Annotated in this window: 14 protein-coding genes; 6 read left to right on the top strand and 8 right to left on the bottom strand. The window is 49.1% G+C overall.

What is annotated here, in order from left to right; genetic code table 11:
- Window positions 1–5 precede the first annotated feature (5 nt).
- Together kdpD and kdpE are read left to right on the top strand one after the other, a co-directional pair.
- The gene (gene kdpD, locus K9N75_RS06830; RefSeq protein ID WP_039187113.1) at window positions 6–2,696 is read left to right on the top strand and encodes a two-component system sensor histidine kinase KdpD; all 2,691 of its coding nucleotides are present in this window, start codon (window positions 6–8) and stop codon (window positions 2,694–2,696) included.
- 10 nt (window positions 2,697–2,706) lie between these two features.
- Window positions 2,707–3,396, top strand: a complete 690-nt coding sequence (gene kdpE, locus K9N75_RS06825) for a two-component system response regulator KdpE (RefSeq protein WP_008812764.1) — start codon at window positions 2,707–2,709, stop codon at window positions 3,394–3,396.
- 24 nt (window positions 3,397–3,420) lie between these two features.
- Here the strand turns inward: kdpE and K9N75_RS06820 are convergent, their stop codons facing one another.
- The 3 genes from K9N75_RS06820 to seqA form a co-directional block, all read right to left on the bottom strand.
- Entirely contained in the window at window positions 3,421–3,741 is a 321-nt protein-coding gene (locus tag K9N75_RS06820) for a DUF3861 domain-containing protein (protein ID WP_008812763.1), read from the bottom strand.
- 134 nt (window positions 3,742–3,875) lie between these two features.
- Complete coding sequence (gene pgm, locus K9N75_RS06815) at window positions 3,876–5,522, bottom strand: phosphoglucomutase (alpha-D-glucose-1,6-bisphosphate-dependent) (protein ID WP_008812762.1); 1,647 nt, start codon at window positions 5,520–5,522, stop codon at window positions 3,876–3,878.
- A gap of 77 nt (window positions 5,523–5,599) precedes the next feature.
- Window positions 5,600–6,142 (bottom strand): replication initiation negative regulator SeqA, encoded by a 543-nt coding sequence (seqA, locus tag K9N75_RS06810; RefSeq protein ID WP_130976198.1) that lies wholly within the window; start codon window positions 6,140–6,142, stop codon window positions 5,600–5,602.
- A 267-nt stretch (window positions 6,143–6,409) separates the two neighbouring features.
- Between seqA and ybfF the strand changes: the two genes are divergently transcribed.
- The 4 genes from ybfF to fur all read left to right on the top strand — a co-directional run bounded on the left by ybfF (window position 6,410) and on the right by fur (window position 9,187).
- Window positions 6,410–7,180, top strand: a complete 771-nt coding sequence (gene ybfF, locus K9N75_RS06805) for an esterase (RefSeq protein WP_008812760.1) — start codon at window positions 6,410–6,412, stop codon at window positions 7,178–7,180.
- 313 nt (window positions 7,181–7,493) lie between these two features.
- On the top strand, window positions 7,494–7,769 hold the full coding sequence (gene ybfE / locus K9N75_RS06800) for a LexA regulated protein (RefSeq protein ID WP_004096488.1): 276 nt from the start codon (window positions 7,494–7,496) through the stop codon (window positions 7,767–7,769).
- Between the two features lie 121 nt (window positions 7,770–7,890).
- Window positions 7,891–8,418 carry a flavodoxin FldA gene (fldA, locus tag K9N75_RS06795; protein WP_004096485.1) on the top strand — a complete coding sequence of 176 codons (528 nt, stop codon included), beginning with the start codon at window positions 7,891–7,893 and terminating at the stop codon, window positions 8,416–8,418.
- Between the two features lie 319 nt (window positions 8,419–8,737).
- Window positions 8,738–9,187, top strand: a complete 450-nt coding sequence (gene fur / locus K9N75_RS06790; RefSeq protein WP_008812759.1) for a ferric iron uptake transcriptional regulator — start codon at window positions 8,738–8,740, stop codon at window positions 9,185–9,187.
- Window positions 9,188–9,440: 253 nt separating this feature from the next.
- On the opposite strand, the gene K9N75_RS06785 is transcribed toward fur, so the two are convergent.
- From K9N75_RS06785 to nagE, 5 genes are all read right to left on the bottom strand, one after another.
- On the bottom strand, window positions 9,441–12,113 hold the full coding sequence (locus tag K9N75_RS06785) for a beta-N-acetylhexosaminidase (RefSeq protein ID WP_224452389.1): 2,673 nt from the start codon (window positions 12,111–12,113) through the stop codon (window positions 9,441–9,443).
- A 20-nt stretch (window positions 12,114–12,133) separates the two neighbouring features.
- Entirely contained in the window at window positions 12,134–12,463 is a 330-nt protein-coding gene (gene chiQ, locus K9N75_RS06780; protein ID WP_224452388.1) for a ChiQ/YbfN family lipoprotein, read from the bottom strand.
- 57 nt (window positions 12,464–12,520) lie between these two features.
- Entirely contained in the window at window positions 12,521–13,906 is a 1,386-nt protein-coding gene (gene chiP, locus K9N75_RS06775) for a chitoporin ChiP (RefSeq protein ID WP_064574638.1), read from the bottom strand.
- Between the two features lie 567 nt (window positions 13,907–14,473).
- On the bottom strand, window positions 14,474–16,141 hold the full coding sequence (gene glnS, locus K9N75_RS06770; RefSeq protein WP_130961971.1) for a glutamine--tRNA ligase: 1,668 nt from the start codon (window positions 16,139–16,141) through the stop codon (window positions 14,474–14,476).
- Between the two features lie 242 nt (window positions 16,142–16,383).
- Window positions 16,384–18,420, bottom strand: coding sequence for an N-acetylglucosamine-specific PTS transporter subunit IIBC (gene nagE / locus K9N75_RS06765; RefSeq protein ID WP_224452592.1), 2,037 nt, complete (start codon window positions 18,418–18,420; stop codon window positions 16,384–16,386).
- Between the last annotated feature and the right edge of the window lie 268 nt (window positions 18,421–18,688).

Raw genomic sequence — 18,688 nt, 5'->3', positions numbered from 1 at the left:
ATCACATGGTAGATGATGAAGAACTACGCCGCCCTGACCCTGATGCTTTATTGGCCCAGGTGTGTGAGAAACCTCGCGGCAAGCTGAAAGTCTTTTTCGGCGCCTGCGCTGGCGTGGGGAAAACCTACGCCATGCTACAAGAAGCGCAGCGTTTACGCGCCCAAGGGCTCGATGTATTAGTTGGCGTAGTGGAAACTCACGGACGCTCAGAAACGGCGGCTCAGCTTGACGGTTTAGAAGTTCTACCGCTCAAACGTATTCATCATCGTGGGCGTCAGGTTCGAGAGTTTGCTCTCGATCAGGCGCTTGCCCGCCATCCTGCGCTCATCCTGATGGATGAGCTGGCGCACAGCAATGCCGCGGGATCTCGTCATCCTAAACGATGGCAAGATGTCGAAGAACTGTTGGACGCAGGCATTGACGTGCTTACCACGGTTAACGTTCAGCACTTAGAAAGCCTGAATGATATCGTGGGCTCCGTCACCGGTATTCGTGTACGCGAAACAGTCCCTGACCGTATTTTCGATGACGCGAGTGAAATTGTTCTGGTCGATTTGCCCCCCGACGATTTACGCCAGCGTCTAAATGAAGGCAAAGTCTACATTCCCGGTCAGGCCGAGCGCGCCATCGAACATTTTTTCCGCAAAGGCAATCTCATTGCGCTGCGCGAATTGGCACTGCGCCGTACCGCAGACCGCGTCGATGAACAAATGCGTGAGTTTCGCAGTAGCCAAGATAAAGAGCGAGTTTGGCACACTCGCGATGCCATTCTGTTATGCATCGGACATCATGTTGATAACGATAAATTAGTGAGAACGGCATCAAGGCTAGCCGCTCGGCTTGGCTGTATCTGGCATGCGGTTTATGTGGAAACACCGCGCCTACATCGTCTGCCGGAAAATCAGCGCCGCGCTATTTTGCGTAGCGTTAAGCTTGCACAAGAGCTTGGTGCAGAAACTACCACCCTCTCCGATCCCAACGAAGAAAAAGCGATTCTACGCTACGCACGTGAACATAATCTGGGGAAAATCATTATTGGCCGCCGCAATAAAAAGGAGTGGCGCTGGTGGTGGCATGAAAGCTTTGCTGACCGTCTGGCTAAGCTGGGACCTGATTTAGATTTAATCATCGTTGCCGTAGAAGACAAGCCGCGAACCGCCAGCAAAGAGCAAGATGCACGCCCATTCAGTGAAAAATGGCGAGTACAAATTCGTGGCTGCCTCGTCGCTGTCGCGCTATGCGCGCTTATAACCTTACTCGCGAAGATTATTTTCCCAAGCTTTGATCAGGCCAATATCGTGATGGTCTATTTGCTGGGCGTCGTCGTCGTTGCGCTATTTTATGGTCGCTGGCCATCAGTACTTTCTGCTGTGGTTAGCGTCGCTAGCTTTGACCTGTTCTTTGTAATGCCACAGTGGTCGTTTGCGGTAAGCGATGTGCAGTACTTGGTCACTTTCGGCGTTATGTTAACGGTCGGGATCGTGATCGGTAATCTGACCGCAGGAGTTCGCTATCAGGCACGCGTTGCCCGCTACCGTGAGCTGCGCGCTCGTCATATGTACGAACTGTCGAAAGCGCTCAGCAATGCGATCACCAATGAAGACATTGCTCGTAGTGGGAGCTATTTCCTTAATAGCAGTTTTAACGCTCGGACATCCGTACTTATTCCCAGTGATGACACACCGCTCGTGCAAATCACGCCACCACAGGAAGGCGTTGCAGGTGTTGATTTCGCCATCGCTCACTGGTGCTTTGACAAACAACAGCCCGCAGGGGCAGGTACCGATACGCTTCCTGGTGTTCCCTACCAGCTACTGCCTCTGAGCACAGCACAGCAAGCTTTTGGCGTTCTGGCCATCGAACCCATCAACCTGCGCCAGTTGATGGTGCCTGAACAACAGCGATTGCTGCAAACCTACGCTGTGATGATTGCCAGCGCCCTTGAACGTTTGCATCTGGCACAAACAGCGGCCAGCGCGCGTCTGGACACCGAGCGAGAGCAGCTACGCAACTCCTTATTGGCTGCGCTATCGCACGATTTACGTACGCCGCTCACCGTTCTGTTTGGACAAGCAGAGATTCTGACCTTAGATCTCGCCGCCGAAAAATCCCCCCACGCGCAGCAGGCTAACCAAATACGTCAGCAAATACTCAACACCACCCGTTTGGTGAACAATCTGTTGGATATGGCACGCATCCAATCGGGCGGGTTTAACCTGCGCAAAGAATGGCAATCGCTGGAGGAAATCGTCGGTAGCGCCGTTAATACACTTGAGCCCATGCTAAATTCGCATCCGCTGAATATTGATTTGCCAGCCGATCTACCACTCGTTAACTGCGACGGTAACCTGATTGAACGCGTTATCCAGAATCTGCTGGAAAACGCCGGTAAATATGCTGGAAGTGAGTCTCCATTAACCATCCGCGCGCAAGCCAGCGAGCACTGGCTTGAAGTCGAAATTGAAGATCGTGGCGCAGGCATACCCTCAGAACAGCTCCAGCTTATCTTCAATAAATTCACCCGTGGTGATAAAGAATCAGCAATTCCCGGCGTCGGCTTGGGATTAGCCATCTGTCGTGCCATTATAGAAGTACACGGCGGGAAAATATGGGCAGAAAATATTGCGCAAGGCGGTGCATGTTTCCATTTCACATTACCGCTTGAGGCTCCCCCCGCTATCGAAGAAGAGTTTTAAAAGAGATAACGTGAATCAGACTCCGATAAATATCCTCATCGTTGAAGATGAAAAAGAGATCCGTCGTTTTGTCCGATCCGCATTGGAAAATGAGGGCTGGCGCGTTTTTGACGCGGATACCCTACAACGTGGTTTGATAGAAGCGGGCACCAGAAAGCCGGATTTGATCATTCTTGATCTGGGGCTGCCGGACGGTGACGGGCTCGACTTTATCCGCGATTTGCGCCAGTGGAGCTCAATTCCGGTCATCGTGCTTTCCGCCCGCGCCGAAGAGTCTGACAAAGTGCTGGCGTTGGATGCCGGTGCTGATGACTATCTCAGCAAACCCTTTGGCGTCGCTGAACTACTGGCTCGGGTACGAGTTTCGCTGCGCCGTCACGCGCAACAAAATCAGGAGAGCCCACTCATTCAATTCTCAGATATTGAAGTGGATTTGATTAACCGGCGCGTAACCCGTGCCGGAGAGGATTTGCATCTCACACCGATTGAATTTCGTCTGCTTACCGAGCTTATCGCAAACGCCGGAAAAGTACTGACTCAACGTCAGTTACTTAGCTCGGTGTGGGGGCCTAACTATGTGGAACATAGTCACTATCTGCGTATTTATATGGGGCATTTACGGCAAAAATTGGAAGCCGAGCCTGCCCGCCCTAAACATTTACTCACCGAAACTGGCGTCGGCTATCGGTTTATGCTGTAGCCCTACGCAGCATGTGTTCAACGGTTATTTCTGCTCGTCTTGACTCTCTCCGCGCTTGATGCCTTTTAACGTCATCATAAAAGCGCGGAATGCGTCACGCAGATCGTCAAACAATGGATGTTTGCGGTTCTCCAGAAGTGACTCAGAAAACAGTTTTAGCCCTACAGCAAAAGCCTTAGATTTATCGCCGGTAAATGGCAAATCATCGCGAGCGCCCAAGCGCTCAACGATAGATAAAATCTCATCGTGGTTTTCAACTTCAAAGCTAATCGGAGCTTTATCAATCGGCTCGCCTTTGCGATCGGCGATAGGTTCAACGGTAATACGGTAACGGTATCCAGGCATCGTGTTTTTCTCTGATGATTATTTTTTGATAATGATAACTTTTATCATATATAAATCTTCAGCGTTTTACATTTTGCGGCATAAAAAAAGCGCCGTTAAAACGGCGCTTGATTCAATATGGCTGTGGAGAGCGTTTATTTAGCGCTAGCAAGCACTGCGCTCACAATATCTACAGCTTCTTTCTCGATACGCTGACGATGCTCTGCACCCAAGAAGCTTTCACAATAAATTTTATATGCTTCCTCAGTGCCGGATGGACGTGCCGCGAACCAGCCGTTATCGGTCATGACTTTCAGCCCACCGATAGAAGCATTGTTACCCGGCGCTTTGGTCAAACGCGCCGTAATCGGGTCACCCGCTAATTTGTCAGCTTTCACCATCTCAGGGGAGAGCTTGGACAGCGCGTCTTTCTGCGCATGCGTAGCCGGAGCCTGAATACGATTATAGCTTGGCGCACCAAACCGCTCAGCCAGCTTATTGTAATGCTGCTGGGGATTTTCACCCGTCACTGCGGTAATTTCAGCGGCTAGCAGACACATGATGATGCCATCTTTATCTGTTGACCAAGGCGTTCCATTGAAACGTAGGAAAGAGGCGCCCGCACTTTCTTCACCACCAAATCCAAAGCTACCGTCAAATAGTCCATCAACAAACCATTTGAAGCCCACTGGTACTTCCACCAGCTTGCGACCTAAATCGTTAACGACACGGTCAATCATGGCGCTGGATACCAGCGTTTTACCTACGGCAACATCAGCGCCCCACTGTGGGCGATGCTGGAACAGATAATTGATAGCCACCGCTAAGTAGTGATTCGGGTTCATTAGCCCTGACGGGGTAACGATGCCGTGGCGATCGTAGTCGGGGTCGTTGGCAAACGCTAAATCAAACTGATCGCGCAGCGCCAGCAAGCCTGCCATCGCGCTTTCCGATGAACAGTCCATACGGATCACGCCATCATGGTCTAAGTGCATGAAGCGGAATGAAGGATCAACGTGATCGTTCACTAATGTCAGATCGAGTTTGTAGTGCTCACCAATACGCTGCCAATACTCGATGCCGGAACCGCCCAGTGGATCGACACCTAAATGTAGACCTGAACGTTGAATGGCTGGCATATCAACGATATCAACCAGACCTTCAATATATGGCTGCACTAAATCTTTGGCATGCACCAAACCACTGTTCCACGCCGCATCTAATGTCTGACGCTTCACGCCCTGCAAATTGAGGCTCAGCAGTTCATTCGCACGCTGCTCGATAACTTTAGTCAGGTCGGTATCGGCTGGGCCACCGTTTGGCGGATTGTATTTAATCCCACCATCTTCTGGCGGATTATGCGAAGGAGTAATGACGATGCCATCAGCCAGCGCTGCATTCTTGTTGCTATTGTGCGTCAGGATCGCATGAGAAACCGCTGGCGTTGGCGTAAATCCATTATCCTGCTGCACCACTACGTCTACGCCGTTTGCGGTCAGAACTTCCAACACACTGATAAACGCAGGTTCAGAAAGCGCATGGGTATCTTTGCCTACGAAACATGGACCTTCAACACCATTCGCCTTACGCACTTCAGCAATCGCCTGCGCAATGGCTAAAATGTGTGCTTCATTGAAACTATGGCGCTGGGCACTTCCACGGTGACCTGAAGTGCCGAATTTTACCGCATGAGACGTATTACCTGCTTCTGGCGTCAATACATAGTATTGAGAAACCAGTTGAGCCACGTTAATCAAATCGCTCTGCTGGGCTAGCTGCCCGGCACGGGGGTGATTTGCCATGGTCACTTCTCCCTACGCTTAAATTATTGAGTGCCTAAGGGGGCTATTTAGCCTGATTCCCTTAGGCAATTCTGAAATCAGATAGTCCCGCAAACTTTTTCAATCAGTTCAGCGGGGAACTGCATAGCCTGCATGATGTGTTCAATCATGCTGCGCTTGCGACCTGTGTTCGTGTTGGTGATCACCCAATAAGGCGTGCCAGCGACGTGTTTAGGCTTAGTATGAGTGCCATTTTGCAGCAGCGTTTGCTGATCGCCGGCAAAATAAACACGGGTACGACCATGCAGAGATTCGGTTGCGGCAGCAAATCCCTGATTATCAATGGAATATAGGGTTGAAAGTACCAGCATGAAGCGATTTACCGCTTTGTTTTGCTCGGCGTACTCATCGGAAAGCAGCAGCTCACGCATGGTACGGACGCGATCTACCGGACGCGCAGTAACCACGGCAGTAGCGGGCGCAGTGGTTACCTCCGGAGCCACAACCGGAGCAGTTGTCGCTTTATGTTCAGCAGAGACTTTCAGCAGGCGGCGCAATATGTCAGAAGCACTTTCACCGATACTTTGCGTATGGCTTGCAATGTAGCGGTACAGCTCCTCGTCGACTTCAATAGTTTTCATCATTATCCAATACAGGTTTACGACTTAATCAGCAGGATTATAAAGTTAAACGTCTCATGCGGATAGCGTAAACCCAATGCTGTCGTAAATTCAGTGAGTTTTTTCCCAATGAGAGAGAAATAATATCCCTAAACTAGGGCTGATAACGCGTTAAGGCTAACAATCTTGATTAGCCGTGGTAACCTATTTGTTACAATATTCTTTTCGTAGCGATCGCTAGACGCATCGATTCAATAAACATAGACGCACAAACATAGACGCAACGATATGAAACTCAATTACCGCGAACACCTACCTTCTCAGCAGGCACAATTCCCACCAACGCTTCTAATTCATGGCCTATTTGGCAGCCTTGATAATCTGGGCATTTTGGGAAGAGACTTGCGTAGCGACCGCAAAATTATTCAGGTCGATATGCGTAACCACGGTCACTCGCCGCGTTCTGAGCGTATGGACTATGCCGCGATGGCCGAAGATCTGCTAGAACTCATCGATGATTTGTCACTTCCACAGCTCGACGTGATCGGTCATTCGATGGGGGGTAAGGCGGCAATGACGCTTGCCGCGCTCGCCCCCGAACGTATTCGTCGCTTGGCGTTGTTGGACATTGCACCGGTCGATTACAAAGTTCGCCGCCATGACACCATTTTTACCGCCATCAACGCCGTCACCGACTCACAGGTAACGCGTCGCCAAGACGCCGCAGACGTCATGCGTCACTATCTTCAGGAAGAAGGCGTTATACAGTTTTTGCTGAAATCCTTTCAGGACGGTGCATGGCTATTTAACGTGCCGGCGCTTTGGGAGCAATACGAAAACATCGTTGGTTGGCAAGACGTTGCGCCTTATCAAGGCCCCGTCATGTTTATCAAAGGGGGGCTTTCCCCGTACATTCAGGACAGCCATCGCGAGGCGATTGCGCGCCAGTTCCCTCATGCCCGCGCCCATGTCATCGCAGGCGTTGGGCACTGGCTACATGCAGAAAAACCCGAACTGGTGTTACGCACGCTGCACCGCTTTCTAGATTCTGATATCTAAAATCCTAGCTCAAATCTGGGGTGAGCCTGCGCTAGCCCCACTTTCTCTGCATCTCTAATACAAGTGTAAAAGCCGAGAGAAACACCCTCATGCCAACATCCCTGAAGAAAAAACCATCTGACGTCAGTAAGGTAAGCAAGATTAAGGATTGTCGCCGCTGGGGGGGCTAGGGTATTATGGCGCGCTATTATTCTGGCAGGCTGTTTTGCTGTTTAAGGATAGTGCCGGTAAAGGGTGAATGGCCCTAGTATGTTAATCATGATCTGATTCGTTACGCAGATTCAAAATTCTCCTTGTAGTACCGCTACCTGATATGGCCAAAGAACAAACGGACCGCACGACTCTGGATCTGTTCGCAGATGAACGTCGTCCGGGTCGCCCAAAAACCAACCCGTTATCCCGGGATGAACAGCTAAGAATTAACAAACGCAACCAACTGCGCCGCGATAAAGTGAAAGGACTGCGTCGTGTCGAGCTGAAAATTAACGAAGAAGCGGTTGAAATGCTGAATCGTCTGGCTCAGGAACAAAATATTAGCCGCAGTGAATTGATTGAACAAATTTTGCTCGATCAAATTTTAAAATCTTAACGCCGCCAGCACACAATGACGACAAATCAATGCGGTTGAAAGTGCTATAGTGCGTAAAGTACGTACTGGTCTTTTTCAAGAATCTAGTTTAATTATTTGATATAAAAGGTATAAACGCGACATGGCAATCGTAGGCATTTTCTTTGGCAGCGACACGGGCAACACGGAAAACATCGCTAAGATGATCCAAAAGCAACTCGGAAAAGACGTTGCTGAAGTTCATGACATTGCCAAAAGCAGCAAAGAAGACATCGAAGCATTCGACATTCTTCTGCTTGGCATCCCAACGTGGTATTACGGTGAAGCCCAGTGTGACTGGGACGACTTCTTCCCCTCACTGGAAGAGATCGACTTCAACGGAAAACTGGTTGCTCTGTTTGGCTGCGGCGACCAAGAAGATTATGCAGAGTACTTCTGCGACGCGATGGGGACTATCCGCGATCTGATCGAACCTCGTGGGGCAACTATCGTAGGCCACTGGCCAACAGCGGGCTATCATTTCGAAGCGTCTAAAGCACTGGTTGATGATAAAACCTTCGTCGGTTTGGCTATCGATGAAGACCGTCAACCTGAACTGACCGCAGCTCGCGTTGATGCGTGGGTAAAACAGATTTCTGATGAAATGAGCCTGTCTGAGATTACTGGCTAAAATGAAATTGTGCCCGCAGACCATGAAAGTCTGCGGGTATTTCAGCGATTGGTGAAAGCAGTTTGCAACATTTGTGTAACTCATTTTTCCCGCTATGACGCCCACAGTCAGCAGAGTCACATATTTGTCAGTGTGTTACGTTTTATTTCCACCGTGTAATTACGCCCAAGTTGTTAACACGCCGCGGTTCCCATTTACCGCTATCAGCTTTATAATGAATCTCAATTATATTTTCAGTTCGGTGACAATTAAGGCAACGCTGGCAGCAAATGCAGTCTATCCTAAACGTCTCCGAGCCAAGTAACGGGACAGAATCCGAATGACAGATAACAATACTGCTTTAAAGAAGGCTGGACTTAAAGTCACGCTTCCGCGTCTTAAGATTCTGGAAGTTCTGCAAGATCCAACTTGCCACCACGTCAGCGCAGAAGACCTGTATAAGAAGCTGATCGATATGGGTGAAGAAATCGGTCTGGCAACCGTGTACCGTGTCTTAAACCAGTTTGACGACGCGGGTATTGTTACTCGCCACAATTTCGAAGGCGGCAAATCTGTATTCGAACTGACTCAGCAACACCATCATGATCACCTGATCTGCTTGGATTGTGGCAAAGTGATTGAGTTTAGCGACGATTCCATCGAGAAGCGTCAGCATGAAATTGCTAAAAAATATGGTATTCAGCTCACTAACCACAGCCTGTACCTGTATGGTCACTGCTCGGAAGGTGATTGCCGTGAAGATGAGACGCTGCACGACAGCAAAGCGTAAACCTGTATTTTCAGCAGCATAAAGCGACCTTAGGGTCGCTTTTTTATTGCCTAAAATTTGCGGTAGTGACGCTGTAGCCAAAGGTTGCAAATAAAAGTGACAGGCGAAAAAAAGCCCCTCAGGCAAGGGGCGAAACAACTCACAGCTCAACGTGTTATCAGGTTTATCCGACCCAATGATTAAAACGCAGTGATAAAACCATTTTATTCCGTGTTCCCTCCCCTATGCAGAGCAGGGAACACTTTCCTACAGATTAAGCCTGCACGGGTTCTGCACGGCTGTAACGCTTGCCATCTGGGCTAACTGAGCGAATCTGAACATCACCGGAAACCGTTGGCTGAGCTTTCGCGTCGTAACGCTGCCACTGTTTGCCACCATCTACAGAATATTCAATCCCTATCCCCGGCAGAGCGACGTTCGCTTCCAGTTTACCGCCAACAACTTTGGCACCAGGCACCGGTAGACGATAGCCAATACCGGCTTTGTCCATCTTAGCGAGCTCACGCTGCCCCATCAGGTTGGCGAAGCGCTGCCAGTCGCTGAGCAGAGACTTCTTATCAACCAGATTAGTTTCTCCGCCCTTGTATTCACGACCCGCTTTGTAATCCTGTTCCCAACCAGCGCGATGCCATGAACGCTCTGCGACAGTCATTACACGAGGATAGATTTTGTATTCCATCATTTCGTCAGTACGTGTGATTTCACTCCACAGCTGAGCCGAAAGACCATACACTCCCGGCCATGGCTTATCGCTCTTGGCAGTAAAGAATGCGCCGTCGCGGTCTACAGAGGTTTCCGCATTCTGTGGCATGTTATTTGGCGCGAAGCTGAAGATTTTGCGTTCGTCATTAAAGCGAGTTCCCCAGTAGTAGCCGTTTTCCTGCGGATTCACTTCATATGGGAAGTCCATATAGACGTAGTCTGGGTTAGAGACGGTAACTTCATAGCCCTTGTTCGCCCAATCGTTGACGGTGTCGAAGCCGCCCCAATACAGAGTATCCCAGAAGTTGACGCCCACACGCTTGGTCGCAAACGCTTTGGAGTCTTTAGCGTCTTTCAGACCATCCTGCCACGCCTGCATTTTTTCAATACCGTGCTTATTGACGATCTGGCTAACTTCGATCGCAAAGTGACTTGGCAAGTGTTCCATGTCTTCGACTTTGCCGCTCTTAATCAGCGTCTGACAAACCTGAGACTGAGCCCAAGGCTTATCTTCTTTGCTCTGATCGATAATGCCTTTACCTGGCTCAATTTTGCCATTCTTATCCTGATAGCCTGGCCCTAAGCGGATATTTTTCGCTTCATCACCGCCAAAGTGCCACGTCGTCAGCGGTTGGCCCGCTTCTTTATGCATCTGAGCAATCTCGCCGATCACTTTGTCGACAAAGCGCTTAGATGAATCCAAACAAGGGTTCAAATAGCTCTTACGATCGTAGAACTGCACAGAGGTCGTATTTGAGGTATCCGTTGGGTCAACCAAACGGAATTCGTTGGCCCCCTTCTCATCCCCAGCGGCTTTCAGTTTGTCATAGCGCGCTTCCATAGAAACCACCGCTGCACGGGCATGTGCAGGCATATCGATTTCTGGAATCACTTCAATCTGGCGAGCCTGAGCGTATTTAACAATATCAATATACTCATCGCGGGTCAGATGCCCTGTACCGTTGTTGTTCGCATCTGGACCAGAGCCAAGCTGCGGCAGCAGACACTCTTTTTCGCTCAGATCGTGACAACGTTTAGAGCCTACGTCGATCAGTTCTGGCAGGCCAGGGATCTCAATACGCCAACCTTCATCGTCTGTCAGATGGAAGTGGAATTTATTCATTTTATAAGCCGCCATCTGGTCTAACAGACGGTGTACTGCTTCTTTGGAATGGAAGTTACGCCCGATATCTAAGAAGATGCCGCGGTATTGGAAACGAGGAGCATCTTTCGCATCTAAGGTTGCAATCTTCATGCTACCGTCACTCGGTACCAGAGAAAGGATGGACTGCAGGCCATAGAATACACCTGCCTGATCGTAACCAATCACTTCGGTACCCTTAGGCCCGATTTTCAGCTCATAAGCACCAGGCACGGCCAAGTCACCTTTGAATGATTTCGCGGCAATGGTGGTTTTGATGGGGTAACCGTTGGCATTATCCTTCACCCCCAACAGAGCAAAACGCTGCTGAGCGGCTTCCGCAGTGGCTTTGTTTAGCACGGTAAGATCCAATGCTACGCCCTTGCTCAAATCCACATCCTGCTGATGAATTTTCACTTCCATCGGCGTTGGCATAATTTGGCCACGCAGGCTTTGGGCTGGCAACTGCTTAACATCGGCGTTTTTGTCGAAACGGGTTTCTGGCACCATCAGGACGTTTTTGTCGTCCTTGGTACGCTTCCACAAATCACCAGCAAATGGTGTTACAAACTGACGCAAATCTTCAGTATCGGTGCTCGCAATCACTTTTGGTTTGGCGTCTTGGGAGGTCACATACCAACGCGGCATGACATCACTTTCAAACAACTGCCAATATTCGCCAATCAGTGGGATCTCAACAGCTTGCCCCGCGGTGAAGCCTTTGAATTTGTCTGTTGGTTCGATCTTATGCAAGTCACCCGTTACAAAGGTAATCTTGAACTGATCGTTTTTCACATCAAGCACTTGGCGCGGGTTATGGAAATAAATCGCCCAATCTTTTGCTTTGATATCGCTGTCGCTGGTTAAAGTGATGACGGACTGGTTACACGCAGCCCAGTCCGCGCCGAGTGCAGCACAGTCAACGCCGTTCTCTGCCGCGCGATTGTCTGTCACTTTCACGTTAACTTTTAGCTGACTCAGTTGATCAACAACGTTCTGATCGGCCTGACTTACCGTAGAGAAACCGAGCATGCCCAGTGCGGATACTGCAACAGCCAACGTGCTTAACTTAAATTTACTCATCGTAAAAGCCTCATCCTGAATCAGTTATTGTTGTTGCGAATTTCTTGCCAAACTTTGCCACAGGCCTGCTGGTAGTTGTCGCCAGCGCCGGTTTTGGCCGCCTGAATACAGTTCTGGTAATCGAATACGCGTACGCTTTCCTTTTCGGCAAATGCCTGATGCTGTTTACTTTGCTTCAATACATTGAGGACTGACTGGCAAGCGTCCACTTTGTCTGGGTTACCTTCAGCCGTGTTAATACAGTTGCTATAGGCCTGTTTGAGCTTGAGATCTTCTTGCGGCGCAGTGGACTGCTGCACACAACCGCTCATTCCCACGACTGCAGCAATAACCAATAGAGTTTTTTTCATATTTATATCCCGTCAAAGTGACTCTGCATGTGGAGTTAAACGTGCAGAGTCTCAGGCTTAGAAGATGGTGAACGGTGCAATGACGATGAACTTAACGTCGCGTTCATCCTGGAACATGTTGCCGTAACCACCGCCCCAGCTCGGGTTGTCGGAGTGGTTGTCGTACTGAGTGAAGTGCAGTTTGAACAGCGTGCCTTTAGCGCGACCATCCTGAATGGTGTACATCGCATCCAAGCTGTAAGCGCTCTCTTTCACACGCTGACTCTGATCGTATTGAGGATTTGTGCTCGGCTTTGCATCCCATGCGTAAACATAAGAGCCACCCACCGCAAAGCCCGGCATATCCCACTTACTGAGGTCATACATCACGCCGCCGAAAATGGCTTTCTCGCCGTTGGCGTTGAAGTCGGAGCGGTTATCCCACCAGATATCCAAACGTCCGTTAGAAGAGGCATAGGTTGGGGTCATACGCTGTAAGAAGTAGCCCTGATTACCTTCCGCTTTCACATAGGTTCCCTCTAAGCGGAAATCGAACTGCCCTACTTTGTAACCTAAGGTCAACGCCTGCAGCCATGCCGTGCCGTCGTAGATATCGTTCACGCCACCGTCATGCACACGATCTCGGGTACCATAGAACTGATAGCTGGTCGTCATCGGATTGCCCGCTACGTCAAACTTGTAGGAACCTTTGGCGAAATACTGATCGATATATCCTTCAGCCTGTCCAAACGCTGCTTCTAATATAAAATCATTTTTAAAGTCATACTTGGCGCCTAAAGAATGCAAATAAGAAACGCCGGTCTTTTTGTCGTTCTGGTAGAAACCATCCACTTCGGTGTGCCACGGCGCTTTATATTTATCCGTCCACATGTAGGAGAAGCTCAACGCCCCTGCATCACCGTAGTCAAAGTTGGCCCCCGCTTCAGCGCCTTGATAGGTACCTGGCATAAAGCTCCAGTGTGGCGCTAATAGCGTTTGGCCCGTTGGCTGAATGTAACCAGCGCGTGCCCAAACTGGACCGTATTTAAATTTAGCCGCCGCTTTGTAAAGGCTAATGCCACTTTTATCGCCGGAGTAGTCTTCGTCGTAGCCTTTGTTTTTCGAGGAGAATGCAATTTCGTTGGGGTGTCCGCTATCGTGGTTCTCAGCCATTTCAATCGCGGTGAATGCGGCAATATCAATACCGAACATATCTGCGGCATACCCTGACGAGAAGTCGAGGTTTGCGTTCCACGTTGAGTGGTTCAGGTTGGTTTCATAGTTGCCCGTAGTGACGTCTTTACGGTCACGCTCACGCTGCCAGTAATAGATACCGCCCGTTAGCGTTGAATCATCAATAAAACCTTCAGCTTTGGCTTCTGGCATAGCATAAAAACCACTGCCTAATAACACCCCTGTTATGGCAAGCGTCAGAGCATTGCGCCTCACACGATGCGTAACCATAGAATAATTCCTCTTTGACTTGAAAAACGCGACCTTCGACGTTCACCGGCCTAGGACGCAAAACCCCTAAAATGGGAAAAGTTAATTCGTAGTGGAGTAAATAACCCAATTGCTCACCTACCTTCTTAGACTATTTTTCGCGACGCGAATTATCAAATGAAAAGTAAAACAATTGTGTCAATTCTTGACCGAGTGCACATATTTTAATGTTTTGTTACATGTGACACATTTCATGTCTAGGTCACGTAAAATCCCCTTTTAAAACAGCATTATATTTGTAATACCATTGTAAATATCAGGGAATTTACTTATAAAACAAAAGGAGAGAGAGGTGAGTAGCATTTAGTATCATCGGGGAATTAGATCTAATTAATTCGCGAAACGAATATTTCAGCAATGTTTATGCTCGACGAGAAATAACATCAGTAAACTATTTTTTTTACATTTATGACCTAATTTGAAAATACCGATACAGCACTTTGCTACTGATAGGCATAAAAAAAGCCACTCGCAGCATTGCGAGTGGCTTCACAGAATCAACAAATTTACGATAATGCTATCTGAACATTATACGCCAGCTTTTGCCCACGTATCGCGCAGACCCACGGTGCGGTTAAACACCAAATGGTCAGGCTTCGAGTAGCGACAATCGGCACAGAAGTAGCCTTCACGCTCGAACTGATAAGTCACTTCTGAAGTTGCCTCCCCCAGACTTGGCTCAACAAAACCGCTGCGAATCACCAAAGATTCAGGGTTGATGGTAGACAAGAAGTCTTCCGCTGCGCCTGGGTTAGCCACGCTGAACAAACGATCGTACAGATGGAATTCAGCCGGTACTGCATGACTTGCAGAAACCCAGTGAATAACGCCTTTCACCTTACGACCATCAGCAGGATCTTTGCTTAAGGTATCTGGGTCATAGGTACAGTAAATGGTGGTAATTTCACCCTCTGCATCTTTCTCAACGCGTTCTGCTTTAATCACATAGGCGTTACGCAGACGCACTTCTTTACCCAACACCAAACGCTTGTACTGTTTGTTGGCTTCTTCGCGGAAGTCAGCACGATCGATGTAGATCTCGCTGCTAAATGGCACTTCGCGCTTACCCATTTCAGGCTTGTTCGGATGGTTTGGCATCGCGATCATCTCTACGCTATCCGCAGGCATATTCTCGATGACAACTTTCACCGGATCCAGCACAGCCATGGCTCGCGGCGCAATTTCGTTCAGATCGTCACGAATACACGATTCCAGCGCAGCCATTTCTACGTTGTTGTCTTGCTTAGTCACGCCGATACGCTGGCAGAATTCGCGGATAGAGGCTGCCGTATAGCCACGGCGACGTAGGCCGGAAATCGTTGGCATACGAGGATCATCCCAGCCTTCTACGATCTTCTCTGTTACCAACTGGTTCAGCTTACGCTTCGACATGATGGCATACTCGAGATTCAGACGAGAAAACTCGTACTGACGCGGATGCGTTGGGATAGTGATGTTATCTAATACCCAATCGTACAAACGGCGGTTGTCTTGGAACTCCAGAGTACACAGTGAATGTGTAATCCCTTCCAAGGCATCAGAAATGCAGTGAGTAAAATCGTACATCGGGTAGATGCACCATTTGTTGCCCGTCTGGTGGTGTTCAGCAAACTTGATACGATACAAAACCGGATCGCGCATAACAATGAACGGAGAAGCCATGTCGATCTTGGCGCGCAGGCACGCTGTGCCCTCGGCAAACTCACCGTTACGCATTTTTTCGAACAAAGCCAGATTCTCTTCAACGCTGCGGTCACGGTACGGGCTATTTTTACCCGGAGACGTCAAGGTGCCGCGGTATTCACGGATCTGCTCAGGGGTCAGCTCATCAACATAAGCCAAGCCCTTAGTAATCAATTCTATCGCGTACTGGTGCAGTTGATCGAAGTAGTCGGAGGAATAACGCACTGCGCCACTCCACTCGAAACCTAGCCACTGTACGTCGCGTTTAATTGACTCAACGTATTCAATGTCTTCTTTCACCGGGTTGGTGTCATCAAAGCGCAGGTTACACTGACCTTGATAATCTTTGGCGATGCCAAAGTTCAGGCAAATGGATTTGGCGTGGCCAATGTGCAGGTAGCCATTTGGCTCCGGCGGAAAACGGGTATGAACTGAATTATGTTTACCGGATGCCAGATCTTCATCGATGATCTGACGGATAAAGTTACTTGGGCGGGCTTCAGCCTCACTCATTTTCTATTCCTCTATGCCTAAAAACGCGACTCATAACCAATAATGATCTTACAACCTGTGGCGGGAAACAACCGTTTGTTGCCATTATCACGGCGTTTTTTCTGTGGTTATCTCGAAAGTATGCCAAAAGGTTGTCGATCTACTGATCACCACTCTATATCAGCACGCGCCAAAAACAAAAAAACGGAGAGGGTTTCCCCCTCTCCGTTTACTCACTTGGAAATGATGTATTAACGAGTCAGTTATTTCGCAGTGATATCGTACAGCTTGGTTTCACCGGCCACCACATGACCCGCTGCCAGCGCTTTCAGTCCACCGAAATCATCGATATTGCTGACGACAACCGGACTAATCATGGAGCGTGCATTAGCATTCAAGTAGTCCAAATCCATTTCAAGAATTGGCTGACCTGCTTTCACCTCTGCGCCCTCTTCAACCAGACGTTTAAAGCCTTGGCCATTCAGAGCAACGGTGTCGATGCCCATATGAACCACAACTTCCGCACCTTCATCCGTTTCCAGACAGAATGCATGGTTAGTGTTGAAGATTTTTACGATCGTGCCGCGCGCTGGGGACACAACGAATTTATCCGTTGGACGAACCGCAACGCCGTCACCGACTGCTTTGCTTGCGAAAGCTTCATCAGGAACCTGATCCAGCGCCACGACTTCACCGGTAATTGGAGAAACCAGAGTTGCCTTCACCACGGCTGCAGCGTTTGGTGTTGCCTGTGCTTTGGCTTCAGTCGCTGCTGGCGCAGCATGTGCTGTTGCCGCTTCAACCGGGCCCGCAGCCATCACGCCACGCATTGCTGTTGCAATGGCTTCTGCGCGAGTCCCCACGATGACCTGAACACTCTGCTTATTCAGACGAATAACACCGGATGCACCCAAACGTTTTGCCAGACTGTCATTAACAATCGCAGAGTCTTTCACGGTCAGACGCAGACGAGTGATACACGCATCAATACCCGTGATATTGGCAGAACCGCCTACCGCAGCAATGTAGTTACGCGCCAGATTAGCCGTTTCGTTACCACCTTTCGCATTGTCCAGATCCAGATCGTAGCCATCAGCGCTTTCATCAGCATCAGTTGCCAGTTCACGGCCAGGAGTCAGCAGGTTAAATTTGGTGATAGTGAAGCGGAATACCACGTAGTAAATCACGAAGAACACGAGACCCTGAGGGATCAACATGTACCAGTGAGTTGCCAGCGGGTTACGTGAGGACAGAACCATATCCACCAGCCCCGCGCTGAAGCCGAAGCCGGCAATCCAGTGCATAGATGCTGCGATGAATACAGAGATACCGGTCAGTAATGCATGGATAACATACAGAACTGGAGCAACGAACATGAAGGAGAATTCCAACGGCTCGGTGATACCCGTAAAGAAGGCTGCGAATGCCGCGGCCATCATGATACCTGCCACTTTTGCTTTGTTTTCTGGACGAGCACAGTGGTAAATCGCCAGTGCTGCACCAGGTAAACCAAACATCATGATTGGGAAGAAACCTGCCTGATAACGGCCAGTGATACCCACGACGGCTTTACCCGCTTCGATAGACTGTGCGCCACCCAGGAAGTTAGGAATATCGTTAATACCTGCAACGTCAAACCAGAACACAGAGTTCAGAGCATGATGCAGGCCAACAGGGATTAATAGACGGTTAAAGAACGCATAGATACCCGCGCCCACTGAGCCCATTTTCTGAATGTGTTCACCGAAGTTCACCAATCCGTCAAAAATTAACGGCCAGATGTACATCAGGATGAATGCAACCAGAATCATCACGAAGGAAGTTAGGATCGGAACCAGACGGCGGCCACTGAAGAAAGACAGCGCCTTCGGGAGTTCCACACCGCTGAAACGGTTGTACAGTTCAGCAGAGATAATACCAACTAGAATACCAACGAACTGGTTGTTAATCTTACCGAATGCAGCAGGAACCTGATCCGCAGGGATCTTCTGAATCATGGCGACCGCGGCTGGAGAACACAGCGTGGTTAATACCAAGAAGCCTACAAAGCCGGTTAATGCGGCCGCACCATCTTTATCTTTAGACATACCGTATGCGACACCGATCGCAAACAGTACAGACATGTTATCGATAATGGCAGAGCCCGACTTGATGAAGAAGGCGGCTAACGCGTTATCGCCCCCCCAACCTACCGGGTCAATCCAGTAACCAACACCCATCAGTATTGCGGCAGCCGGTAGCGTAGCTACCGGTACCATCAGCGCACGGCCGACTTTTTGCAAATAACCTAAAATACTCACCATTTCCCCCTATTGGACCCGTCAATGCTCGAATTGGCACTACTCATGGTCTCGTCGTAACTCACTTAATTATTAAGTTGACAGTATGGACTACATTCTGGAGTGTAAAAAAATTATTTTTCTCCGCAAATTAAAACCTCTGGTTTTGTGATAAATATCACCAAAGGAGGCTCTAAATATGCCTAATTGCTAGCCATCCTACAAAACTTATTTTATCATTCGAAAAATCAAAGCGGCGTTAGGTCACACAGAAGTGGTTAAGATGCAT

It is taken from the genome of Hafnia paralvei (assembly GCF_020150375.1).
GTDB lineage: Bacteria > Pseudomonadota > Gammaproteobacteria > Enterobacterales > Enterobacteriaceae > Hafnia > Hafnia paralvei.
Note: the sequence above shows the minus strand (reverse complement) of the source record. Positions and strands in the feature narration are given on the sequence as shown.